Origin of the sequence: Aeromonas sp. ANP5 (assembly GCF_963870295.1) — a bacterium.
Classification (GTDB): domain Bacteria; phylum Pseudomonadota; class Gammaproteobacteria; order Enterobacterales; family Aeromonadaceae; genus Aeromonas; species Aeromonas veronii.
In genome coordinates, this window is record NZ_CAWMRY010000055.1 from 1 (window position 1) to 19,373 (window position 19,373).

Here is a 19,373-nt window from a genome sequence, read left to right on the forward strand (position 1 = left end):
CGGGACACGCACAATAAAAAAGCCCGAGTCGATGACTCGGGCTTTTTGCTGAATGCCGCTTCGATTAGGAGAAGCAGGCCTGCAGCACGTAGAAGATGGCGATAGCCAGGATGGCACCGGCAGGCAGGGTGATGATCCAGGAGACCACGATGTTGCGCAGTACCCCCAGATTCAGCGCCGCAATACCGCGCGCCAGACCGACACCCATCACAGCACCGACCAGGGTCTGGGTGGTGGAGATGGGCAGACCGGTACCGGAGGCAATCACCACAGTCGCGGCAGTCGCCAGCTGGGCAGCAAAACCACGGCTCGGGGTCAGGTGAGTGATGCCGGTACCGACCGTCGCCATCACCTTCTCGCCCATGGTCGCCAGACCGATCACGATACCGATACCGCCGAGGGGCAGGATCCACCAAGCAATGGCTGCCTGACTGGAAATCTCGCCACCGGAAGCCACGATAGAGGCCACCGCAGAGAGCGGGCCAATGGCGTTGGCCACATCGTTGGAGCCGTGGGCAAAGGCCATGGCACAGGCAGTGATCACCATCAGGATGCCGAACACCTTCTCCACGTTGGCGAAGTGCATCTTGCTGTCATCCTGCGGGTTGTACTTCTGGCCGCGAATGTAGATCCAGCCGGCAAACGCCACTGCGATGGAGATGGCGATGGAGAGCAGAATGCCCTCGCCATCGCTCAGGTGCAGACCGACGTGGGTCAGCCCCTTCTTGATGGTCACCAGACAGATCACCAGCGCAGTCAGGAACATGTAGAACGGCACATAGCGCTTGGCGTTGTTCAGGGGATCATCGGTGTTGAAGATAAGCTTCTGCACGCTGATGAACATGAAGTAGGCGATGACACCTGAGATGGCCGGGGTGATGACCCAGGAGCCAACGATGCCGCCAAACTTGCTCCACTGCACCGCTTCCGGGCCAATGCTCACCACTGCAAAACCGACGATGGCGCCGATGATGGAGTGAGTGGTCGAGACGGGCCAGCCGAAGTAGGAGGCGAGGATCAACCAGGCGCCTGCCGCCAGCAGGGAGGCGATCATGCCGAGCACCAGCAGGTCCGGGCTATCGACAAACGCATTGCTGTCGATGATGCCGTTACGGATGGTGGCCGTCACTTCGCCACCGGCCAGATAGGCACCGGCAAATTCGAAGATCATGGCAATAATGATCGCCTGACGGATGGTCAGGGATTTGGTGCCGACCGATGTCCCCATGGCGTTGGCTACGTCATTCGCGCCAATACCCCAAGCCATCAAAAAGCCGAACAAGGCCGCCACGAGCACCAGAGTGGTGCCGTAATTCGCGATAATGTCCATTAATAGTGTTTACCCAGTCAGTCGATTACGAACGAGCCAGCATCAGTTCCAGACGGGCGCCTACGCGCTCGGCCTGATCTGCCAGGTCACCTACCCATTCGAGGATCTTGTAAAGGAACATCACATCGATCGGATTGTAATTGTGCTCAACCGCTTGCAGCTGTTGGCGCAGTCCGATCTGCATGGTGTCTGTATCGTCCTCGATCAGATCCAGCTGGTGGATCATCTCGGCAACCATTTCCACTTCCCGTCCTTTGAAGCCGGTCTCGAGCAGCTCATCGAGCTCCCCGATCGCTTTCTCGGCCTGAGCGGTCGCATCAATACAACGTTTGAGGTAAGCCATGAAATCCGTCCGCATTTCGGCGGGGAACTCCATGCGACGACCAAGCATGCGGCCGGAGATATCCTTGGCACGGTTGGCAATCTTGTCTTGCTGGGTCAACAGCTCCAGCAGGTCGGTACGTGCAACCGGCAGGAACAGGCCGCGAGGCAGTTTCAGACGGATTTCACGCTTGAGGGTATCTGCCTCTTTTTCCAGCTGGGCGATCTGCTGCCGGATCTTCTCGGCATCTTCCCAACGGTCTTCGGCAACGGCGTCAAAGAAGGGAACCAACTGCTGGGAGCACTGGTGAACCTTGACGATATGCTTCTGCAGCGGCTTGATGGGGGACTTGGCAAAAAGCCCCAAAATAGTATTTACTGGCATGGCCAAACCTGTGTCGGTGAAAAAACACTCGATACGATTTTATGAGGCGCGCATGGTAACCGAACTGCGCCCTCAATTAAACCGCGAATTAATCTAGTCGTCTCGCGGGCATTATATCCCCGCGACCCGAATCCTGCCCCCCAAAGTTGCCTGCCAGCCCGGAATGACTATGCAAACTGAGATCGAGATAAAGTTTTTTGTCGCCCGCGACATTCAAGCCGAGTTATCCAACCTGCTGAATTCTCTTGAGATTAAAGAATCGTCACAACAGCAGCTCGGCAACGTCTATTTCGATACGCCGACCTTGGCTCTGCGCCAGCTGGAGATGGGACTGCGCATTCGCCGCTGCGATGCCTTTGCCGAACAGACCATCAAATGCCGCGGCCAGGTGGTGGGCGGCCTGCACGCCAGACCCGAGTACAACACCCCTGTCAGCGGCGATCTGCCGACCCTCTCGGCCTTTCCCGATGAAATTTGGCCGACTCTGACCGAGCGCGACCACATTCAGCAGCAGCTGGTCGCTCAGTTTCGCACCGACTTCCTGCGCCGCCACTGGCTGATCGCCTTCGAGGGGGCCGAGATTGAGCTGGCCTGGGATCAGGGAGAGATAGTCGGCAGTCAAGGCAGCACCACCATCAACGAACTGGAACTGGAGCTCAAATCAGGCGCGACCGCGGCGCTGTTTGCACTGGCCCAACGCCTCGCCAAGCTTGGTGGGCTGCGTCTCGGCGCCCAATCCAAGGCCCAGCGCGGCTATCGACTGGCTGGTCTTGGCAAACCGCTGGCCCTGCAGGCGCTGGTCGAACATGAAGGTATGGATGGCATAACGGGGGTAAGCGAGGGGCTGCGCCACTGGCAGCATCACGAGCAGCTCTGGCTGGAGCATCCGCAGGATGAAGGCATTCAACAGCAGGCACTCGCGGCCCTGTGCCAAGGGATCGATCTGGTCGCCCACAATGCGACCGCGCTGCCACAACCAGTGCTCTGGCTACCCGCCCTGACCAACCTGCAAGCCCATCTGCAAGCCCAGCCGGGCGAGCATGACGAGTGGCCTGCCGAGCTGGCCGATCTCTTCCTCTATCCGGCATATGTCGAGTTGCAGCTGGCCATCGCCGCCTGGCTGCATCACGCAATCTGAGTAGGGCGATGTCGTAAATACAAAGGCCAGAAACAAAAGCCGAAAACAAAACGGGTAAGCCTTGGCTCACCCGTTTTGCATTACAGCAGGTTGAGCTGCTGCATGGCGCTGCGAATGCGCTCGCGAGTCGCTTCCGACAGCGGCATCACCGGCAGGCGGCACTCCTCGCTGCAGAAACCGAGCAGGGAAGCGGCATATTTGGCACCGGCCGGGCTCGGCTCGGCAAACATCGCCTGATGAAGCGGAATCAGCTTGTCTTGCAGCTCACGCGCTTCTTGCCACTTGCCCGCCAGCGTGAGGTTCTGCACCTCGGCCACCAGCTTGGGCGCCACGTTGGCGGTCACAGAGATACAGCCCTGACCGCCGCCGATGTTGTAAGCAACCGCAGTGGCATCCTCACCGGAGAGCCAGGCGAAGGGCTTTTTGATCAGCTGGCGCTCGGTCCAGGGGCGCGCCAGATCGCCGGTGGCATCTTTCACCCCGGCAATGCGCGGCAGCTCGGCCAGACGGGCCAGGGTCGCGGGTTGCACGTCGACGATGGCGCGCGGCGGAATGTTGTAGACGATGATCGGCTTGGCAGTGGCGTCGTGGACAGCCTTGAAGTGGTGGTAGAGCCCCTCCTGATTGGGGCGGTTGTAGTAACCGGCTACATGCAGAGTGGCATCAGCCCCCACCCGCTCGGCATGGAGGGTGTACTCGATGGCTTCGACCGGATTGTTGGAACCCGCTCCGGCAATCACCGGAATACGGCCAGCGACCTGCTTGACCACCAGCTCCACCACCCGGCAGTGCTCGTCGTGGGTCAGGGTCGGACTTTCCCCCGTGGTACCCACCGGCACAATGCCGTGAGTGCCCTGTTCGATATGCCACTCCACCAGACGCAGCAGCGCCTCTTCATCCAGCTTTCCCTGTCGAAACGGGGTGATCAACGCAACGATTGAACCTTGAAACATGGGATCTCCTTCTCCTAAATGACGCGCATATGGCAATAAAAAACCCCGGTACGATGTGCGCAACCGGGGTTTGAAGCTTCTCAGGGATGAGAGGTTACGCGCGAACGTCGGCAGGCCCGAATTTCAGGCTTTTTTTGTGCTTTCGTTTCAACCCGTTGAACCGCATTTCGTCATCTCTGGTCAAAAAATGGTGTCTGGGCATATTTCGGGAACACGGCATAAATGTCAAGGCGAAAGGGGCTATGTATAATGGCCGCCCAAAATTGCGTGGAGAGACCCGATGAGCAGCCCAATCAGTGCCGTCAGCCAGATGCTGGAACGAAACCAAGCCCTCTTTGTCGGCAAGCGGCTACTTGTCTGTGGCGCGCTGGAGGATGACTACCCCCGCCAGCTGGCGAGCCTTGCCCGGACCCTGACCGTCTTTACCACCGATTACTGCTACTACCGCAGCCAGCAGGCCGCCCTCGGCGAGGCTATCCTGTTCGACCACCAGCTCGGTGGCGCCCCCCGCTTCGATGCCCTGTTGCTGCTGATGCCCAAGGCGAAAGCCGAGGCACAATATCTGCTGGCCATGATGACCCCCTTGCTGGAAGCGGGTGCCGACCTGTTCCTCGCCGGTGAAAACCGCGGCGGCATCAATGGCGCCGACAAGCTGCTGGCCCCCTATGGCGAAAAGCCGATCAAGCGCGATTCAGCGCGCCGCTGCTCCCTCTATCACGGTGAGCTGAGCAAGCCGGTTGAACCTTTCAATCTGGATAGCTGGTTTGGCCGCTATCAGTGCAAGGCCGGTGATACCGAGCTGACCGTGCTGGCGCTGCCCGGCGTCTTCAGCGCCGCCGAGCTGGATCTCGGCACCCAGATGCTGCTGGCTGCTGTGCCACCGATGAAGGGCGATCTGCTCGATTTTGGCTGTGGCGCCGGGGTGATTGGGTCCGTGCTGGCCAAACGCAATCCGGATCTGCAGGTCAACATGGTGGATATCAGCGCGTTGGCGCTCGAATCGAGCCGCCGCACCCTGGCGATCAACGGTCTGCAGGGCAAGGTCACCGCTTCCGATGTCTATTCGGATATCTCCACCCGTTTCCAGCACATCGTCTCCAACCCGCCATTCCATGCGGGTCTCAAAACCTTCTATGCGGCGACCGAGCAGTTCCTGGCCAAGGCACCTGAATTTTTGCTGCCAAATGGTTCACTGACCATTGTTGCCAACGCCTTCTTGCGCTACCAACCTATACTGGAGACACACTTCAAACGGACTGAAGTGATCAGCAGTGATGCCAAATTCAAGGTCTATCTGAGCAAAATGTAAATAAGTGTAAGCCGCACAATAAAACAGCTAGAGAGCGCCATCCGGCATCTGATAAGGTATTAAGCACACGATAAAAACCACCCCTTTAGGGGTGTTTTTATACCGAACATTGAAAACCTTTTCATGTTGTTAATTCAGGGAGAGAAATACGATGGCAGGCATTTTGACCATGATCCTGGCTGGTGGCGAAGGTACTCGCTTGCAGCCTCTGACCACCACCCGCAGCAAGCCTTCCGTCCCCTTCGGTGGCAGCTACCGGCTGATCGACTTTGTCCTCAACAACTTCGTCAACGCCGACTTTCTGCGCATCTATGTACTGACCCAATTCAAATCACAGTCCCTCTACCTGCACATGAAGAAGGGGTGGAATATCGTCGGCATCACCGACCGCTTTATCGATCCCATCCCGGCCCAGATGCGAATGGGCAAACGCTGGTATGACGGCACCGCCGATGCCATTTACCAAAACCTCGGCTTTATCGAGCGGGCCGAACCGGATCACGTCTGCATCTTCGGCTCCGACCACATCTACAAGATGGATGTGAGCCAGATGGTCACCTTCCACAAGCAGAAGAACGCCGCCATGACGGTCGCGGCACTTCGCATGCCCATCGAAGAGGCGAGCGCCTTCGGGGTGATCGAGGTGGATACCGAAGGGCGGATGATCGGATTTCAGGAGAAACCGAAACAGCCGAAACACATTCCCGGTGATCCCACCCAGGCGCTGGTCTCCATGGGCAACTACATCTTCGAGACCGAAGCACTCTGCCGCGAGTTAAAACGGGATGCCGCGGAGGAGAACTCCAGCCACGACTTTGGCAAGGATGTGATCCCGAGCCTCTACCCGCGCGCCCCCGTCTATGTCTATGACTACAGCACCAACGTCATCCCCGGCGAGAAACCGCACGTCTACTGGCGGGATGTGGGCACCCTCGACTCTTATTGGCAAGCGCACATGGACCTGGTGGCCGACAATCCCCCCTTCTCCCTCTATAACCGCAAGTGGCCCCTGCACACCCACTATCCGGCGCTGCCGCCTGCTACCTTCATCGACAGCGACGAGTGCAAGGTGAAGATCGCCAACTCGCTGATCTCCGCCGGTTGCTTCATTCAGGGCAGCCAGATCCAGCGATCTATCCTTGGTTTCCGCTGCAATATCGGCGCGTGCAGCCATATCAGTGAATCCGTGCTGCTGGGGGATGTGAAGATTGGTGAAGGGTGCTCCATCCGGCGCGCCATCATTGATAAAAACGTTGAAATTGCGCCAGGCACCGTTATCGGTGAAAATCTGGACCACGATAGAGAGCGATTTACCGTATCCGAAGGCGGTATCGTGGTGGTACCTAAGGGAGCAAGAGTTGGCTATTAACCCACTGAAAATCCTGTTTGTTGCCTCGGAAGTTGAGGGGCTGGTCAAGACCGGGGGCCTGGCCGATGTCGCCAGAGCCCTGCCGACGTACCTGGCCCAGAAGGGGCATGATGTCAGGATCATGCTGCCCTTCTACAAGACGATAAAGCGACGGGATGAGGCCAGACTGGTGGCGTCACGCTGGTTGCCAACCCACCCCGGGCTGCCGGATATCGGTTATCGCATCTACCAGATGGAGCTGGATGGCGTCTGCGTCTATCTGCTTGACTGCCCGCAATATTTCGATCGTCCCCAGCTCTACGCCGAGAACAATCAGGCCTATCCGGATAATGGCGAGCGCTTTGCCTTCTTTTCGGCCGCTGCCCTCCATGCCTGCGAGCAACTCAGCTTTGCCCCGGATATCGCCCACTGCAATGACTGGCACACCGGCCTGCTGCCACTGCTGCTGAAAACCCGTCACGCCCACAACCCCTTCTTCCAGCAAACCCGCAGCGTGATCAGCATTCACAACGCGGCGTTTCAGGGGGTATTTGGCCGCGAGCAGTTCTGGGCCATGCCCGAGATCGCCGACTACGAGCGCCGCATCAACTACGACTACGGCCACGTCAATCTGCTCAAATGCGGGGTGCTCTACGCCGACAAGATCAATGCGGTCAGCCCCAACTATGCCCAGGAGCTGCTGACTCACCTCGGCGCCCACGGCATGGCGCATATCTTCCAGCAGCGGGCGGCGGATCTCTGCGGCATCCTCAACGGCTGCGACTACAAGGACTGGGATCCGGAGTTCGACGAATTCCTGCCTGCGACCTACAGCATCGACAACATGGCTGGCAAACAGATCTGCAAAGAGAGCCTGCAACAGGAGGCGGGGCTGGCCGTGGCGGACTTGCCCATCTACGGCATGGTTTGCCGCCTGACCGAGCAGAAGGGCGTTCCCCTGCTGCTCCCTGCGCTGGAGAAATTCCTCCACCATCAGGTACAAGTGGTGATCGTCGGCTCTGGCGATCCTGCGCTCGCCACGCAACTGCAAACCATGGCCCGGGATTATCCGGGCAAGCTCGCCTTCATCAACACCTATGACGATCGGCTGGCTCATCTGGTCGAAGCCGGTGCCGACTTCTTCCTGATGCCCTCGCTGTTCGAGCCTTGCGGCCTCAACCAGATGTACAGTCTCGCCTATGGTACCCTGCCACTGGTGCGCGCCGTGGGTGGTCTGAAAGATACCGTGGTGGATTGGGATGCGGATCCCGAGCATGCCACCGGCTTCTGCTTCAACGATCCGACTGCCGCCATCCTGCTCGATACCATGCGCCGCAGCCTGCTCTATTTCCTGCAGGACAAAGAGCGTTTTGCCAAGGTGCAGCGCAATGCCATGAGTACCCGCTTCAACTGGCCTGACTCGGTCACCCAGTATGAACGGATGTATCAGAACGCATTGGGCCGTTACTGAATGCCAGACGTCAGCTGATTGCTGAAGTTTTGTACCCTTGGCGCCACTTTGGGCGTCAACAGCGAAAAAAGTCCCCTTTGGCTGTTGACGCTCCCCCAAAACTCTATAGAATCCCCCTCCGCAGTGATGCGAAGGTGGCGGAATTGGTAGACGCGCTAGCTTCAGGTGTTAGTGTCCCACGGATGTGAGGGTTCGAGTCCCTCTCTTCGCACCAATACTGCCATGCTGATTCAGCAGCATGTAAATCCAACTAGAAAACCCGAATGTGCGAAGGTGGCGGAATTGGTAGACGCGCTAGCTTCAGGTGTTAGTGCCCCCCGGGTGTGAGGGTTCGAGTCCCTCTCTTCGCACCATGCTTCTCCAGACAGCATGTAAATCAAAACTGGTAACACAATGTGCGAAGGTGGCGGAATTGGTAGACGCGCTAGCTTCAGGTGTTAGTGTCCCACGGATGTGAGGGTTCGAGTCCCTCTCTTCGCACCATGCTTTATCCAGACAGCATGTAAATCCAGACTGGAAACCCGAATGTGCGAAGGTGGCGGAATTGGTAGACGCGCTAGCTTCAGGTGTTAGTGCCCCTCGGGTGTGAGGGTTCGAGTCCCTCTCTTCGCACCATGATTCTGACATGTAAAAACAGAGCAATGCGCTCCAACCGCATTTAAAAACCAGCTGGAGAAAATCAGTGTGCGAAGGTGGCGGAATTGGTAGACGCGCTAGCTTCAGGTGTTAGTGTCCCACGGATGTGAGGGTTCGAGTCCCTCTCTTCGCACCATTCATTACGCAAAAGGCCCATCACGAAAGTGATGGGCCTTTTGTTTTTACTCCTTGTTATGGCTATGCTTTTGACGACTCCCCGCTCATCGTCATGCCAAGGAACGCATATGATACTGGATACCGACATTCACAACTTTTACGAACATCTGGTGCTCAAGGAGATTGAGAAACAGGGGCTGCAGCAAAAGCTCAACAGCGATCAGATGGCCGACCTCTGCTGCCTCACCCTCAACCAGCTTCCGGCCCACTATATTCGCCACAATGTCGACATGATCTACTTCCTGACCGATGCAAAGCGCACCGAAATGGAGAAGCTGGTGGTCGAATCGCTCAAGGTGGCACAGCAGAAGATCAAGCAGGCTCCCGTCAAAAGCTCATAACCAGGGCTGCTGCCAGAGCAGGGTAACGATACCGGTCAACCCGGCCACTGGCAGCAAGATCAAGGCGGGGCGCAATCCGGGCTCCAGCATCACCCAGGCAGCCAGCAGAAAACCTACACTCCAGGTGCCGTACTCTTTATCCTGACCCCATGCGAGTACGGCCACCGCCACCAGCAACATCATACCCCGCAATATCCAGCGCATTTTTTTCTCCCCAACCAACAATTGATAATAATTATCATCTTCATCTACTGGGGGTGCAAGTGGCGTCACAGGCAAGCCTCGTATGTAACCCTTTGTGTCAACAGGCCGCTCAAAAACGGGTTATGAGATCAACTAATTTGTGATTTTTTCAATCAAATGTGTATTTTTACCAATTTGATGGGGCTTTAACCCGCCGGGTTTGTGGTAGATTGCGGCCTCTTTTTGGGTTGCCTCCTCGGGATCGATGTATCCACAGGACGAGAGGGAGTGACCTTGGCGAGCAAGAGTTTAGGAAGTATCTATGCAAAACCAACAAAACCACATCCGACTACCGGGCATGGCACAGGTATTTGCCTGTCTGGCCATTTTCCTGGCCCTGGCATTCTCGTTCACCAGCGTGCTCGATCTGCCGATCCAGCTGGCGTTGTTCATCGCCTGGTTCGTCATCATGGGGCTTGGCATCAAACTCGGCCACGATTACAAATCCCTGGAGCAGGCTGCCGTTGAAGGCGTTGCCAAGGGGATGGGGGCCATCCTGATCCTGGTCTCCGTCGGTGCCCTGGTCGGCACCTGGATTGCCGGTGGCATAGTCCCCAGCATCATCTACTTCGGCCTCAAGGTGATCCATCCGTCCATCTTCCTGCTGGCAACCCTGATCATCTGCTCCCTGACCTCGCTGGCCACCGGCACTTCCTGGGGCTCTGCCGCCACTGCCGGCATCGCCATGATGGGGATCGGCCACAGCCTCGGCGTGCCTGCGCCGCTGGTAGCCGGTGCCGTGCTCTCCGGCGTCTACTTCGGTGACAAGCTCTCTCCGCTCTCCGACTCAGTAGTGCTGGCTTCGACCATGTCCAACGTCGACGTGGTGGAGCATATCAAGGGGATGCTGCCTATCAGCCTGCTCTCCTATGTCATCACCGCCGCGCTGTTCACAGTGGTGGGCATGCAGTATTCGGGCAATGTCAGCCTGGAGCAGGTCAATCTGGTGATGGAGGCGCTCGACAACCAGTTCAACATTACCCCACTGGCCATAGTGCCGGTGGTGCTGGTACTGGGCCTGTTGGCCAATCGCAAGCCCGCCTTCCCGGTGATCAGCTTCGGCGCCCTGCTTGGCCTGATCTGGGCCATCGCCTTCCAGGGCATGGATCCGGTCAAGGCAATGCACTCGGCTTATAGTCCGTTTGCCATCACCTCCGGCATCGATTTTATCGACAACATTCTCGGGCGCGGCGGCATGGAGTCCATGCTGGGCTCGGTCGCGGTCATCATCTTCGGTCTCGGGTTTGGCGGCCTGCTGGAGAAGGTCGGTATTCTGGAAGTGATCGCCAGCGCCTTCGAGAAGCGCATCAATAGCGTCGGCAGCCTGACCAGCCACACCATCGGCACCGCGTTTCTGGCCAACGTGTTTGGCTCAGCCATGTATGTGTCGCTGATCCTGACCCCCAAGATCATGGCCAAAAACTACGACCGACTGGGACTGGCGCGCAAGAACCTCTCTCGCAACGCCGAGTTTGGCGGCACCCTCACCTGCGGCATGGTGCCCTGGAGCGACAACGGCATCTTCATGGCCGGGGTGCTGGGGGTAGCAACCCTCGACTACCTGCCTTACATGTGGCTGAGCTTCACCTGCATCATTGTGACCATCACCCTAGCCTACATGGGCAAGGCAGTGAACCGGATCCCGCTGGTCGCGGCGGCAAGCTCCCGCTAAGCCATCCAGCAAACAACAAAGGCGCCACCAAGGCGCCTTTGTTGTTTCAGAGAAATGCTGTTTGATGGAGCACACTGAGCACCACAAACAAAAACAGCCCTCGTTGCCGAGAGCCGTTTCATCAGACCGATAATGCCGATCAGATGGAGAAGCTGGAGCCACAGCCACAGGTCGTGGTGGCATTGGGGTTGGTCACGGTGAAGCGTGAACCTTCCAGACCCTCGGTGTAATCCACGCTGCCACCTACCAGATATTGCAGGCTCATGGGATCGATCACCATGGTGACGCCATTCTTCTCGACTACGGTGTCCCCGTCGTTGATCTTCTCATCAAAGGTAAAGCCATACTGGAAACCGGAGCAGCCCCCACCCGTGATGTATACCCGCAGCTTCAGCTCGGGATTCTCTTCCTCGGTGATCAGGTTCTTCACCTTGTTGGCCGCCGCATCCGTCATCTGGATGGGCAGCGGGGCTTCTGCTACTGCACTCATTACTGACCTCACAACCATTAGATCCACAAACATGGAAACCGCGAAATTATCCAATACCCGACCATTCAGTTCAAGTATTCACCACGTTTAACCGGCCGCGGGAACCGGAGCTGGCGGCGCGGCAACCAGCGGCTTGATCACCTCACCCCACTCAACCAGCAGCTCTTGCGCCGGTTGCCTGCCATCCTTGTTGATGGTGACACGGATCCGATCCGGCACAAAGCCTTCCGGCAACTGCCAATTCCCTTCCAGCAGCTGGAAATAACGCAGGGCATAACGCCACTCGCTCACCTTCATTCCGAGATCGCGACCGGTCAGCGTCTTCGGCTTGTCGGCCAGGCTCCCCTCAACCCGGATCTGCACCTGACCACGGAACAGCTCCCGCTTTTTGGCGGGCTGGGTCAGGGCTAGACGGTAGTGGTAACGACCGGGAATGCTGGTCTCCTGCAGGGTCAGGTTGTCGATCACCACCCCCACCTGTTCGCCGGTGGGGCGCATGATCCGCTCGAAAAAGGCCAGCTGGCGCTTGAGCTCCTGCACCTGCGCCTCCTGACTCTTCAGGGTGGTCTGCAACTGCTCGAAGGCCGCTTTCTGGGTCGCCAGCTGGGTATCTTTCACCCCCAATTCGGTCTTGAGCTGGCCGATGGCCTTGCCCTGACGATCCAGCGTCTCCTGCTGTACCACCAACAGACTGCTCTGGGCCAGCTCCTGACGGTTCCCGACAAAGTAACCAATGAGCCCGCCAACGGCTAACACGACCAATAACTTCAATAGATTGGACATAGCCCCTCATCCCGTTATCACGCCATTTACGGCAGCGCCTCTCCCTTCACTATACCGCCCTGACCGGGGCCAAAGACGATAAAGGGAAAAATTAACTGGCCGTGGCGCTGCCATCACCCCGCTTTTGACGCGCGGCGAGCCGTAAAGTTCGCTCCAGGATCTGGGAATAGATGGGCCGGCCACCCAGCCACTGAGCAACCAGAGTCGCACCGACCGTGGTGATCATCATCGGCAAAATCAGCTGATAGTTGTCGGTCATCTCGGTGACCAAGACGATACCGGTAATGGGGGCACGCACGGTGGCAGCAAACAGCGCCCCCATTCCGGCGACGGCAAAGGCGCCGGGCTCGATGCCAAGCTCCGGAAACGCCGCATGAAACAGATGGCCAAACACCACGCCAAACAGGGTGCCCAACGCCAGGGTCGGCGCAAACACCCCGCCCGGGGCACCGGAGCAGAAGCAGATGAGGGTCGCAACCAGCCGCACCGAAAAGATGAGGAACAAGGTCGCCATCGCATACTCATCCCCCATCAGATGGGGAATAAGCTCTGTGCCGCCCCCCGTCACCGCGGGAGCAAACAGCGACAGCACGCCAAACGTTCCGGCGACCAGCATGCCGATGGCTACAAAACGGTGGCGTTTGTTCTGATGCAACGCCAGATAGCCATCCTGACAGGCCAGCACCAGCTTGTTGAAGACAAAACCGAGCACCCCGAAGGTGGCCCCCATAAAGAGGAACAGCCAGAGCGCCTTGAGGGCGGGCGCATCGTAATGGGGCAAGGTGATCACCGCCCCCTGCCCTTTCATGTTCTGCAGCATCAGGGTCGCCATGATGGCGGAGATCCCCACCGCCTTGATGGCCAGAAAGGAGTAGCGAAACTGCGGCCGCATCTCCTCCATCACGAACAGGATGCCCGCCAGCGGCGCATTGAAGGCTGCCGCCAGACCGCCCGCCGCACCGGCGGCCAACAGGGCATGGCCATGCTCCTTGGGCAGCTGGAAGATATCCGCCACCATCTTGCCGAGGTTGCCGCCGATCTGTACCGAAGGCCCCTCCCGCCCCAGCACCATACCGGAGCTCAGGGTGCAGATGCCGCCGAAGAACTTGACCGGCAACACTCGCCACCACCGCACCGGGCGCAGATCGTCCATCGCCCCCTCGATCTCGGGAATGCCGGAGCCGCCTGCCTCGGGGGCAAAGGTATGAGTGAGGAAGTAGCCGACAAATCCCAACAAGGCGCTGAAGCCAAAGCCAAGCAGACCGAGCTGCCACCAGGGACGGTCGGCCAGCAACGCGATGCGTTGCTCTGCCAGCCAGTGGACACCCGATTCGAACAGGCCGCACACCAGCCCGGCCAGGGTACCGACCAGTGCCGCCAGCAGCAGCACCAGCAAAGGCATCTTGTCTTGCCGGATAATGCGGGAAAGCGGCCCCCGCGAAGAGGTATCGGCTTCAGAGGAGAGAGCTTGTTGCGCCATCTTGTTACACCAACTTGGAAAAACCATATCGTCAGCTAGCTGAGATCAGGATCACCCGGCGCGTTGCTCGGCTGCCCAGGGCTGGGGCTTTCTGCTATAGTCGGCCCGTTAAATTTTTGTCACGGGAGCAGACCGAGAGTCCGGGTGGCGAGAGCGCAAAGCATACTCCTGATGCTCCGGCCTGCCGAGTCTCAATCGGCTGCAATCCCTTGTGTGACGACCAAAATCCCATTAAGGATGATCCATGTCAAAATCAGATCAGCTGTTTGAACAGGCCCGCCAGACCATTCCGGGTGGCGTCAACTCACCGGTCCGCGCCTTCAATGGGGTCGGCGGCACGCCCCGCTTCATCGATCACGCCGATGGCGCCTATCTCTATGATGTGGATGGTCAGGCCTACGTGGATTACATCGGCTCCTGGGGCCCCATGCTGCTGGGTCACAACCACCCGGCCATCAAGGCCGCCGTCATCAAGGCCGTTGAGAAAGGGCTGAGCTACGGTGCGCCGACCGAGATCGAAGTGCTGATGGCCGAGAAAGTGCGCCAGATCGTCCCCTCCATGGAGCAGGTACGGATGGTCAACTCCGGCACCGAAGCCACCATGAGCGCCATCCGTCTGGCCCGTGGCTACACTGGCCGCGACAAGATCGTCAAATTCGAGGGCTGCTACCACGGCCACGCCGACTCCCTGCTGGTCAAGGCCGGCTCCGGCGCCCTGACCCTGGGTCAACCGAACAGCCCGGGCGTTCCAGCCGATTTCGCCAAACACACCCTGACCTGCGTCTTCAACGATCTGGATTCGGTGCGTGAAGCCTTCACCCAGTACGGCAGCGAGATCGCCTGTATCATCGTCGAGCCGGTCGCAGGCAACATGAACTGCATCCCGCCGGTCCCCGGCTTCCTGGAAGGGCTGCGCGCCATCTGTGACGAGTTCGGTGCCCTGCTGATCCTGGACGAGGTGATGACCGGCTTCCGCGTCTCCCTGCGCGGTGCTCAGGGTCACTACAACATCGACCCGGATCTCACCACCCTCGGCAAGATCATCGGTGCCGGCATGCCTGTGGGCGCCTTCGGCGGCAAGAAGAAGGTGATGCAGCACATTGCCCCGACCGGCCCTGTCTATCAGGCGGGTACTCTCTCCGGCAACCCGGTGGCCATGGCGGCCGGTCTGACCATGCTGGATCTGCTGCTGGAGCCGGGTCTCTATGAGCAGCTGAGCGCCAAGACAGCTCGTGTTGCCGAGGGACTGAAAGCGGCCGCCGCCAAACACGGTATCCCGCTCGCCATCAACTATGTGGGCGGCATGTTCGGCTTCTTCTTCACCGACGAGCCCGAAATCACCCGCTACGAGCAGGTCACTCGCTGCGATATGGAACGCTTCAAGCGCTTCTATCACCTGATGCTCGAAGAGGGCGTCTATCTGGCGCCGAGCGCCTACGAGGCAGGCTTCCTGTCGCTGGCTCACGGCGACAAGGAGATTGAACACACTCTGGCCGCCGCCGAACGCAGCTTCGCCAAGCTGGCTGGCTAAATCGCCGCTGGTTGTCGCAAAGGGCCCGTCATGGGCCCTTTTCTATTACAGAGACTCCATCACCACACAGGGCGGCAATACGCCCATTTCTGGTGCATTCCCCCCTCGTCATCCACCGATTTGTCATTCTCTGGTGCAACTTACCCCGCCATCCCTGTCATAAAGCAGGCCCACTATTTGCACATTCACCACAAGAGCCCACGTCACCGAGGTCCATATGGCAGAGATGAGCCCCATCGATGTGCTGCGGCGCTATCAGGAGTATCAGGAGGAGTTGACCCCGCTACTGCAGGGGCTGCTCAGCACCCCCCTTGCCTCGCTCAAGGGGTATCCCTTTGTGGTCAGCATTGACCACTATCAGGGGCCGATGTGCATCCAGCCTGCGGCACCGGCGGCCCATAACCGGCTGCACCTTATCGTGCAGGGGCAAGGACGGGAGATCACCGTCTGTCTGAATCAGCTGATTGGCTGGTTGATGGGAGACAGGGAACGCCGCCGCGCCATGCCCTGGTTCAAGGCAGTCTATGTAGTGCTCAGCATGGCGCTGTTTCTCATCGTCGCCACCCTGATCTGGCACGGTCTGGAACAGCTCTACCAGCTGTTGTGCGGCGAGCAGCAGAACCAGCTCGGCGCCTTTAGCGCCATCATCTTCCTGACGCTGGCACTGGCGGTGTTCGATCTGGGCAAGACCATTCTGGAAGAGGAGGTACTGCTGCATAAGGATATCTTCCGCCACAGCGCCATTCGCCGCACCATCACCCGTTTTATCGCTGCCATTCTGATCGCGGTCTCCATCGAGGGGCTGTTGCTGCTGTTCAAAGGCTCGCTCGGCCAGAGCGAGCTGCTCTGGCCAGCGGTCGGAGTGATGGGGTGTGCGGTGGGTTTGCTGCTGGCGCTTGGCCTCTATGTCTTTCTGGGGGCCAAGGCCGAAGCGGCACTGGTACAGGCTAGCCTGCGCTCTCCACCGCCAGTTGCACAGAGGAGCGACGCGCCGCCCGCCAGGAGGCGTACATGGTCCAGGAGGTATAGATGACGATAAAGGCAACCAACCACTTCAGCATCTCCATATCCATGGATTTGACCAGCATGGCTGCCAGCACCACACCGATGGGGCCGAAGATGGCCACCGCCAGCACGGCTTTGGCATCAAACGCCCCTTTGCGGATAAAGGTGCCTGCGGAGAAGACGCTGAGCACGGCGGTGGAGCCCATCATGATGGGAAACGCCGCCAGCGGATTCATCCCCAGCAGATAAACCAGCGTCATGCAGGGAGCAAACAGGCCGATACCGACATTCATCAGCACTCCGAAGATGAAGTTGCCGAGCAGGGCGATCGCCAACTTGTAGCCGCTGAGCCCCATCGCATCGCCGCCTACAGGGAAAAGACCCAGCAGACCGGCAAAGATAAGCCCTGCGACGACCAGCAAGGAGATGGCCATCACCAACCGGATGGTCTGCCGATCAAACGAAGCCACATGGCGAGCCCCCCAGGCTGCGCCCGCTGCGGCGGCCATCATCATGCTGATCAGCGTCAGCGGCTCCACTGCGACTGCACCGACGAAGATCAGCGACTGAGTCACGGTCGGCAGCACGCACTGACCATTGAGGGTACCCGGCAGCACTCGATCATCGATCAGCTTGAACTGCTTGTAGCAGGCGGTCTTTACCGCAAAGCTGCCCACCCCCAGGGTATCGAGGAAGTTGGCAACCCCACCGATCAACGCCACCGGCCAGAAGGGGGTCGCCTCAAAGGATCCACTCTGCTTCTTCCGCCAGCAGGCTTGCACCAGCATAAAGATGAATACGAGGCCTCCGGCTATAAAAACCAGCCGTAAAATATCAACTAACATAGGGGTTTCTCCTGCAACGGGCGGCGATTCTAAGGCAAGCAGCAGAAAAAATCTTGACCGGAATTAAGCAATGCTCACGACACACCTCTGCGAGGCGAAATATTTATCAATAGACTCCGAACGACTCTGCTAATACTTGTTACTGAGGCCAACAGGCCGGGTCCTGAGCACGTTGTTATGGTCCTTTCGCGACGACCACTTGTGCCAAAGGACATAATAAAAAAGAGGGCCGGTAGTGATACCGACCCTCTTTCTGTCTCTGGCCGAGGCGCTGGGCCCTCGACCATGACAACCGCTTATTGAATGCTCTTGCCGGCACGCACGTCCTTGATAAACCCCTTCAGTCTGGCCAGATCACGGGGAGCACCGCGCAGGATCTGATCACCGATGATGAAGGCCGGGGTACCGGAGATACCGAGCGCTTCAGCCAGCGCACGGTTGGTACCGAGGTTCTGGTCAATGCTGCCATCCTTGATCTTGGCTTCCACCTTGCTCCAGTCCACACCGGCCGCCACTGCCAACTGCTTGACCTGTGCTTCATCAGCGAGCGGGCCCTGATGGGTATAGAGCTTCTCGTGGAACGCCTGGTACTTGTCAGGCTGACCCAGCTGGACCGCCAGCGCAGCACGGGCGGCGAAGTAGGAGGACTCGCTCAGAATGGGGAACTGCTTGTAGATGTAACGGATATCTTTATCTTCCGCCATCAGCTGCTTGACCAGCGGATGGGCCCGTTTGCAGTAACCGCAGTTGTAATCGAAAAACTCTACAATAGTCAGCGACGCCTTCGGATTCCCCATCTCGGGATCCTGATTGGCATAAAGCTGCTTGGAGTGAGCCTTGATCAGCGCCTTGTCACTCTCGGCCTGCTGGCTCTCCTGCTTGGCACGCAGGGCATTGGACATCTCGACCAGGATCTCGGGATTCTTGACCAGATAGTCGCGAACGATTTGCTCGACATCGCTTTTGGTCAGCTCGCTTGCATGTACCGGCGTCGCCAGCAGGGTCACGCCAGCCAGCGCGCAAAACAGGGCATTTTTAATAGTCATAACGTTATCTTGCAGAGGATATGATAGAGGCCACTATAGTGGTTGAGTCTGTTTTCAAGTCAAGTTATCTGGCCAAAAAAGCGCTTGATGCACCCTGATTGCCACTTTTTCATGTCGTTTCGTGCAATTAACCAGCAATCGAACCGGACGGGGATTTACAAGCCGGATCAGCATGGTAATATTCGCCGCACTGCTGCGGAGGGGTGGCAGAGCGGCTGAATGCACCGGTCTTGAAAACCGGCGATGGGCGACCATCCGTGGGTTCAAATCCCACCTCCTCCGCCATTTATACCGAGCTCATGCAACCATGTTGCGTGGGCTTTTTATTTGCCTGCGATTTGTCATTCCTCATAGGTCTCAACACATTAGCCTTCTTCAGCGCCCCCATTAATTTTCCCACCTGCAGGCTCAATAGCCACCACAAGATCCCCTACCAACATCGAACCTCTGCGTTCCTGCGGGTATCCCTTCCCAATTCCTTATTACCCCAAACAACAACGACCAACGCAGCGACCATAGCTTCAACATGTTGGCACCGCCAATAACCCCTCTTCGGAATAAAGCCAGGGCCGGTTAACACAGTCATAAAAAAAGCAGGGACGATAGGGTTGCGGCTTAAAAAGAGGGAGCAGCTAACTCAGGAAGCAGAGATCCCAAACAAGAGATCATGACGTATAGGCGATCATGGGATGCACGGGATATGACGACGCCAGAGCCACCGAAAAAAGCGACAGCGGTTCAGCGAAGAAAGAGTACCAAGCGGAACATCGGGCTATTTGTGGAACCAGAAAACAGCGACGAGTAACAATAAGAACAGAGGAGAAGAGATAAGATGGGTCAATTATCAGGCGACTTACTGAATTGCAGCC

General features: G+C 58.2%; 17 protein-coding genes and 6 tRNA genes. 14 read left to right on the top strand and 9 right to left on the bottom strand.

From position 1 onward, the window contains the following. Positions 1-64: 64 nt before the first annotated feature. Positions 65-1,330 (bottom strand): inorganic phosphate transporter, encoded by a 1,266-nt coding sequence (locus AACT07_RS21080; RefSeq protein ID WP_005343043.1) that lies wholly within the window; start codon positions 1,328-1,330, stop codon positions 65-67. A 25-nt stretch (positions 1,331-1,355) separates the two neighbouring features. After that, on the bottom strand, positions 1,356-2,036 hold the full coding sequence (locus AACT07_RS21085) for a TIGR00153 family protein (protein ID WP_005340244.1): 681 nt from the start codon (positions 2,034-2,036) through the stop codon (positions 1,356-1,358). Positions 2,037-2,205: 169 nt separating this feature from the next. Between AACT07_RS21085 and AACT07_RS21090 the strand changes: the two genes are divergently transcribed. Next, positions 2,206-3,174: a CYTH domain-containing protein gene (locus tag AACT07_RS21090; RefSeq protein ID WP_069529899.1), complete on the top strand. Its 969-nt coding sequence runs from the start codon at positions 2,206-2,208 to the stop codon at positions 3,172-3,174. Positions 3,175-3,254: 80 nt separating this feature from the next. Here the strand turns inward: AACT07_RS21090 and dapA are convergent, their stop codons facing one another. Continuing rightward, positions 3,255-4,127, bottom strand: a complete 873-nt coding sequence (gene dapA, locus AACT07_RS21095; protein WP_043820620.1) for a 4-hydroxy-tetrahydrodipicolinate synthase — start codon at positions 4,125-4,127, stop codon at positions 3,255-3,257. A 280-nt stretch (positions 4,128-4,407) separates the two neighbouring features. On the opposite strand from dapA, the gene rsmC reads away from it, so the two are divergent. From rsmC to AACT07_RS21140, 9 genes are all read left to right on the top strand, one after another. Then, complete coding sequence (gene rsmC / locus AACT07_RS21100) at positions 4,408-5,436, top strand: 16S rRNA (guanine(1207)-N(2))-methyltransferase RsmC (protein ID WP_069529901.1); 1,029 nt, start codon at positions 4,408-4,410, stop codon at positions 5,434-5,436. A 151-nt stretch (positions 5,437-5,587) separates the two neighbouring features. Then, positions 5,588-6,805 (top strand): glucose-1-phosphate adenylyltransferase, encoded by a 1,218-nt coding sequence (gene glgC / locus AACT07_RS21105; protein ID WP_005357829.1) that lies wholly within the window; start codon positions 5,588-5,590, stop codon positions 6,803-6,805. Next, the gene (glgA, locus tag AACT07_RS21110; RefSeq protein WP_069529903.1) at positions 6,795-8,255 is read left to right on the top strand and encodes a glycogen synthase GlgA; all 1,461 of its coding nucleotides are present in this window, start codon (positions 6,795-6,797) and stop codon (positions 8,253-8,255) included. The genes glgC and glgA overlap by 11 nt, the downstream gene beginning before the upstream one ends. Before the next feature lie 128 nt (positions 8,256-8,383). Beyond that, positions 8,384-8,469: transfer RNA gene (locus AACT07_RS21115), tRNA-Leu, on the top strand. A gap of 53 nt (positions 8,470-8,522) precedes the next feature. Then, positions 8,523-8,608, top strand: a tRNA-Leu gene (locus AACT07_RS21120). A 44-nt stretch (positions 8,609-8,652) separates the two neighbouring features. Further along, positions 8,653-8,738 (top strand) — tRNA-Leu (locus AACT07_RS21125). Between the two features lie 46 nt (positions 8,739-8,784). Further along, positions 8,785-8,870 (top strand) — tRNA-Leu (locus AACT07_RS21130). A 71-nt stretch (positions 8,871-8,941) separates the two neighbouring features. Then, a tRNA-Leu gene (locus AACT07_RS21135) sits at positions 8,942-9,027 on the top strand. A gap of 109 nt (positions 9,028-9,136) precedes the next feature. Next, complete coding sequence (locus AACT07_RS21140) at positions 9,137-9,409, top strand: late competence development ComFB family protein (protein ID WP_005343036.1); 273 nt, start codon at positions 9,137-9,139, stop codon at positions 9,407-9,409. Here AACT07_RS21140 and AACT07_RS21145 read toward each other — a convergent pair. Next, complete coding sequence (locus tag AACT07_RS21145; protein ID WP_005343034.1) at positions 9,404-9,613, bottom strand: hypothetical protein; 210 nt, start codon at positions 9,611-9,613, stop codon at positions 9,404-9,406. The genes AACT07_RS21140 and AACT07_RS21145 overlap by 6 nt on opposite strands. A gap of 301 nt (positions 9,614-9,914) precedes the next feature. On the opposite strand from AACT07_RS21145, the gene nhaC reads away from it, so the two are divergent. Beyond that, a complete protein-coding gene (gene nhaC / locus AACT07_RS21150) occupies positions 9,915-11,324 on the top strand; it encodes a Na+/H+ antiporter NhaC (protein WP_069529905.1) in 1,410 nt (469 codons plus the stop codon). A 139-nt stretch (positions 11,325-11,463) separates the two neighbouring features. Here nhaC and erpA read toward each other — a convergent pair whose 3' ends face one another. The 3 genes from erpA to clcA all read right to left on the bottom strand — a co-directional run bounded on the left by erpA (position 11,464) and on the right by clcA (position 14,077). After that, the gene (gene erpA / locus AACT07_RS21155; protein WP_005340225.1) at positions 11,464-11,814 is read right to left on the bottom strand and encodes an iron-sulfur cluster insertion protein ErpA; all 351 of its coding nucleotides are present in this window, start codon (positions 11,812-11,814) and stop codon (positions 11,464-11,466) included. 87 nt (positions 11,815-11,901) lie between these two features. Further along, positions 11,902-12,597 carry a DUF6776 family protein gene (locus tag AACT07_RS21160; protein ID WP_005343032.1) on the bottom strand — a complete coding sequence of 232 codons (696 nt, stop codon included), beginning with the start codon at positions 12,595-12,597 and terminating at the stop codon, positions 11,902-11,904. A 91-nt stretch (positions 12,598-12,688) separates the two neighbouring features. After that, positions 12,689-14,077 (bottom strand): H(+)/Cl(-) exchange transporter ClcA, encoded by a 1,389-nt coding sequence (gene clcA / locus AACT07_RS21165; RefSeq protein ID WP_069529907.1) that lies wholly within the window; start codon positions 14,075-14,077, stop codon positions 12,689-12,691. A 244-nt stretch (positions 14,078-14,321) separates the two neighbouring features. Between clcA and hemL the strand changes: the two genes are divergently transcribed. Both hemL and AACT07_RS21175 read left to right on the top strand, forming a co-directional pair. Next, positions 14,322-15,608, top strand: coding sequence for a glutamate-1-semialdehyde 2,1-aminomutase (hemL, locus tag AACT07_RS21170; RefSeq protein WP_029302267.1), 1,287 nt, complete (start codon positions 14,322-14,324; stop codon positions 15,606-15,608). 217 nt (positions 15,609-15,825) lie between these two features. Next, positions 15,826-16,641: a hypothetical protein gene (locus AACT07_RS21175; protein WP_069529909.1), complete on the top strand. Its 816-nt coding sequence runs from the start codon at positions 15,826-15,828 to the stop codon at positions 16,639-16,641. Here the strand turns inward: AACT07_RS21175 and AACT07_RS21180 are convergent. Then, a complete protein-coding gene (locus tag AACT07_RS21180; protein WP_069529911.1) occupies positions 16,556-17,458 on the bottom strand; it encodes a sulfite exporter TauE/SafE family protein in 903 nt (300 codons plus the stop codon). The genes AACT07_RS21175 and AACT07_RS21180 overlap by 86 nt on opposite strands. Before the next feature lie 296 nt (positions 17,459-17,754). Continuing rightward, entirely contained in the window at positions 17,755-18,504 is a 750-nt protein-coding gene (locus AACT07_RS21185; protein ID WP_069529913.1) for a DsbA family protein, read from the bottom strand. A 197-nt stretch (positions 18,505-18,701) separates the two neighbouring features. Here AACT07_RS21185 and AACT07_RS21190 point away from each other — a divergent pair. Continuing rightward, positions 18,702-18,789 (top strand) — tRNA-Ser (locus AACT07_RS21190). The last annotated feature ends 584 nt before the right edge of the window (positions 18,790-19,373 follow it).

What these genes read in the sequence shown, in the direction of transcription:
- AACT07_RS21185 (WP_069529913.1), bottom strand. Translation starts at nt 18,504, where the DNA reads ATGACTATTAAAAATGCCCTGTTTTGCGCGCTGGCTGGCGTGACCCTG.
- clcA (WP_069529907.1), bottom strand. Translation starts at nt 14,077, where the DNA reads ATGGCGCAACAAGCTCTCTCCTCTGAAGCCGATACCTCTTCGCGGGGG.
- AACT07_RS21160 (WP_005343032.1), bottom strand. Translation starts at nt 12,597, where the DNA reads ATGTCCAATCTATTGAAGTTATTGGTCGTGTTAGCCGTTGGCGGGCTC.
- AACT07_RS21180 (WP_069529911.1), bottom strand. Translation starts at nt 17,458, where the DNA reads ATGTTAGTTGATATTTTACGGCTGGTTTTTATAGCCGGAGGCCTCGTA.
- glgC (WP_005357829.1), top strand. Translation starts at nt 5,588, where the DNA reads ATGGCAGGCATTTTGACCATGATCCTGGCTGGTGGCGAAGGTACTCGC.
- rsmC (WP_069529901.1), top strand. Translation starts at nt 4,408, where the DNA reads ATGAGCAGCCCAATCAGTGCCGTCAGCCAGATGCTGGAACGAAACCAA.
- erpA (WP_005340225.1), bottom strand. Translation starts at nt 11,814, where the DNA reads ATGAGTGCAGTAGCAGAAGCCCCGCTGCCCATCCAGATGACGGATGCG.
- dapA (WP_043820620.1), bottom strand. Translation starts at nt 4,127, where the DNA reads ATGTTTCAAGGTTCAATCGTTGCGTTGATCACCCCGTTTCGACAGGGA.
- hemL (WP_029302267.1), top strand. Translation starts at nt 14,322, where the DNA reads ATGTCAAAATCAGATCAGCTGTTTGAACAGGCCCGCCAGACCATTCCG.
- nhaC (WP_069529905.1), top strand. Translation starts at nt 9,915, where the DNA reads ATGCAAAACCAACAAAACCACATCCGACTACCGGGCATGGCACAGGTA.
- AACT07_RS21080 (WP_005343043.1), bottom strand. Translation starts at nt 1,330, where the DNA reads ATGGACATTATCGCGAATTACGGCACCACTCTGGTGCTCGTGGCGGCC.
- AACT07_RS21175 (WP_069529909.1), top strand. Translation starts at nt 15,826, where the DNA reads ATGGCAGAGATGAGCCCCATCGATGTGCTGCGGCGCTATCAGGAGTAT.
- AACT07_RS21085 (WP_005340244.1), bottom strand. Translation starts at nt 2,036, where the DNA reads ATGCCAGTAAATACTATTTTGGGGCTTTTTGCCAAGTCCCCCATCAAG.
- AACT07_RS21140 (WP_005343036.1), top strand. Translation starts at nt 9,137, where the DNA reads ATGATACTGGATACCGACATTCACAACTTTTACGAACATCTGGTGCTC.
- AACT07_RS21145 (WP_005343034.1), bottom strand. Translation starts at nt 9,613, where the DNA reads ATGCGCTGGATATTGCGGGGTATGATGTTGCTGGTGGCGGTGGCCGTA.
- AACT07_RS21090 (WP_069529899.1), top strand. Translation starts at nt 2,206, where the DNA reads ATGCAAACTGAGATCGAGATAAAGTTTTTTGTCGCCCGCGACATTCAA.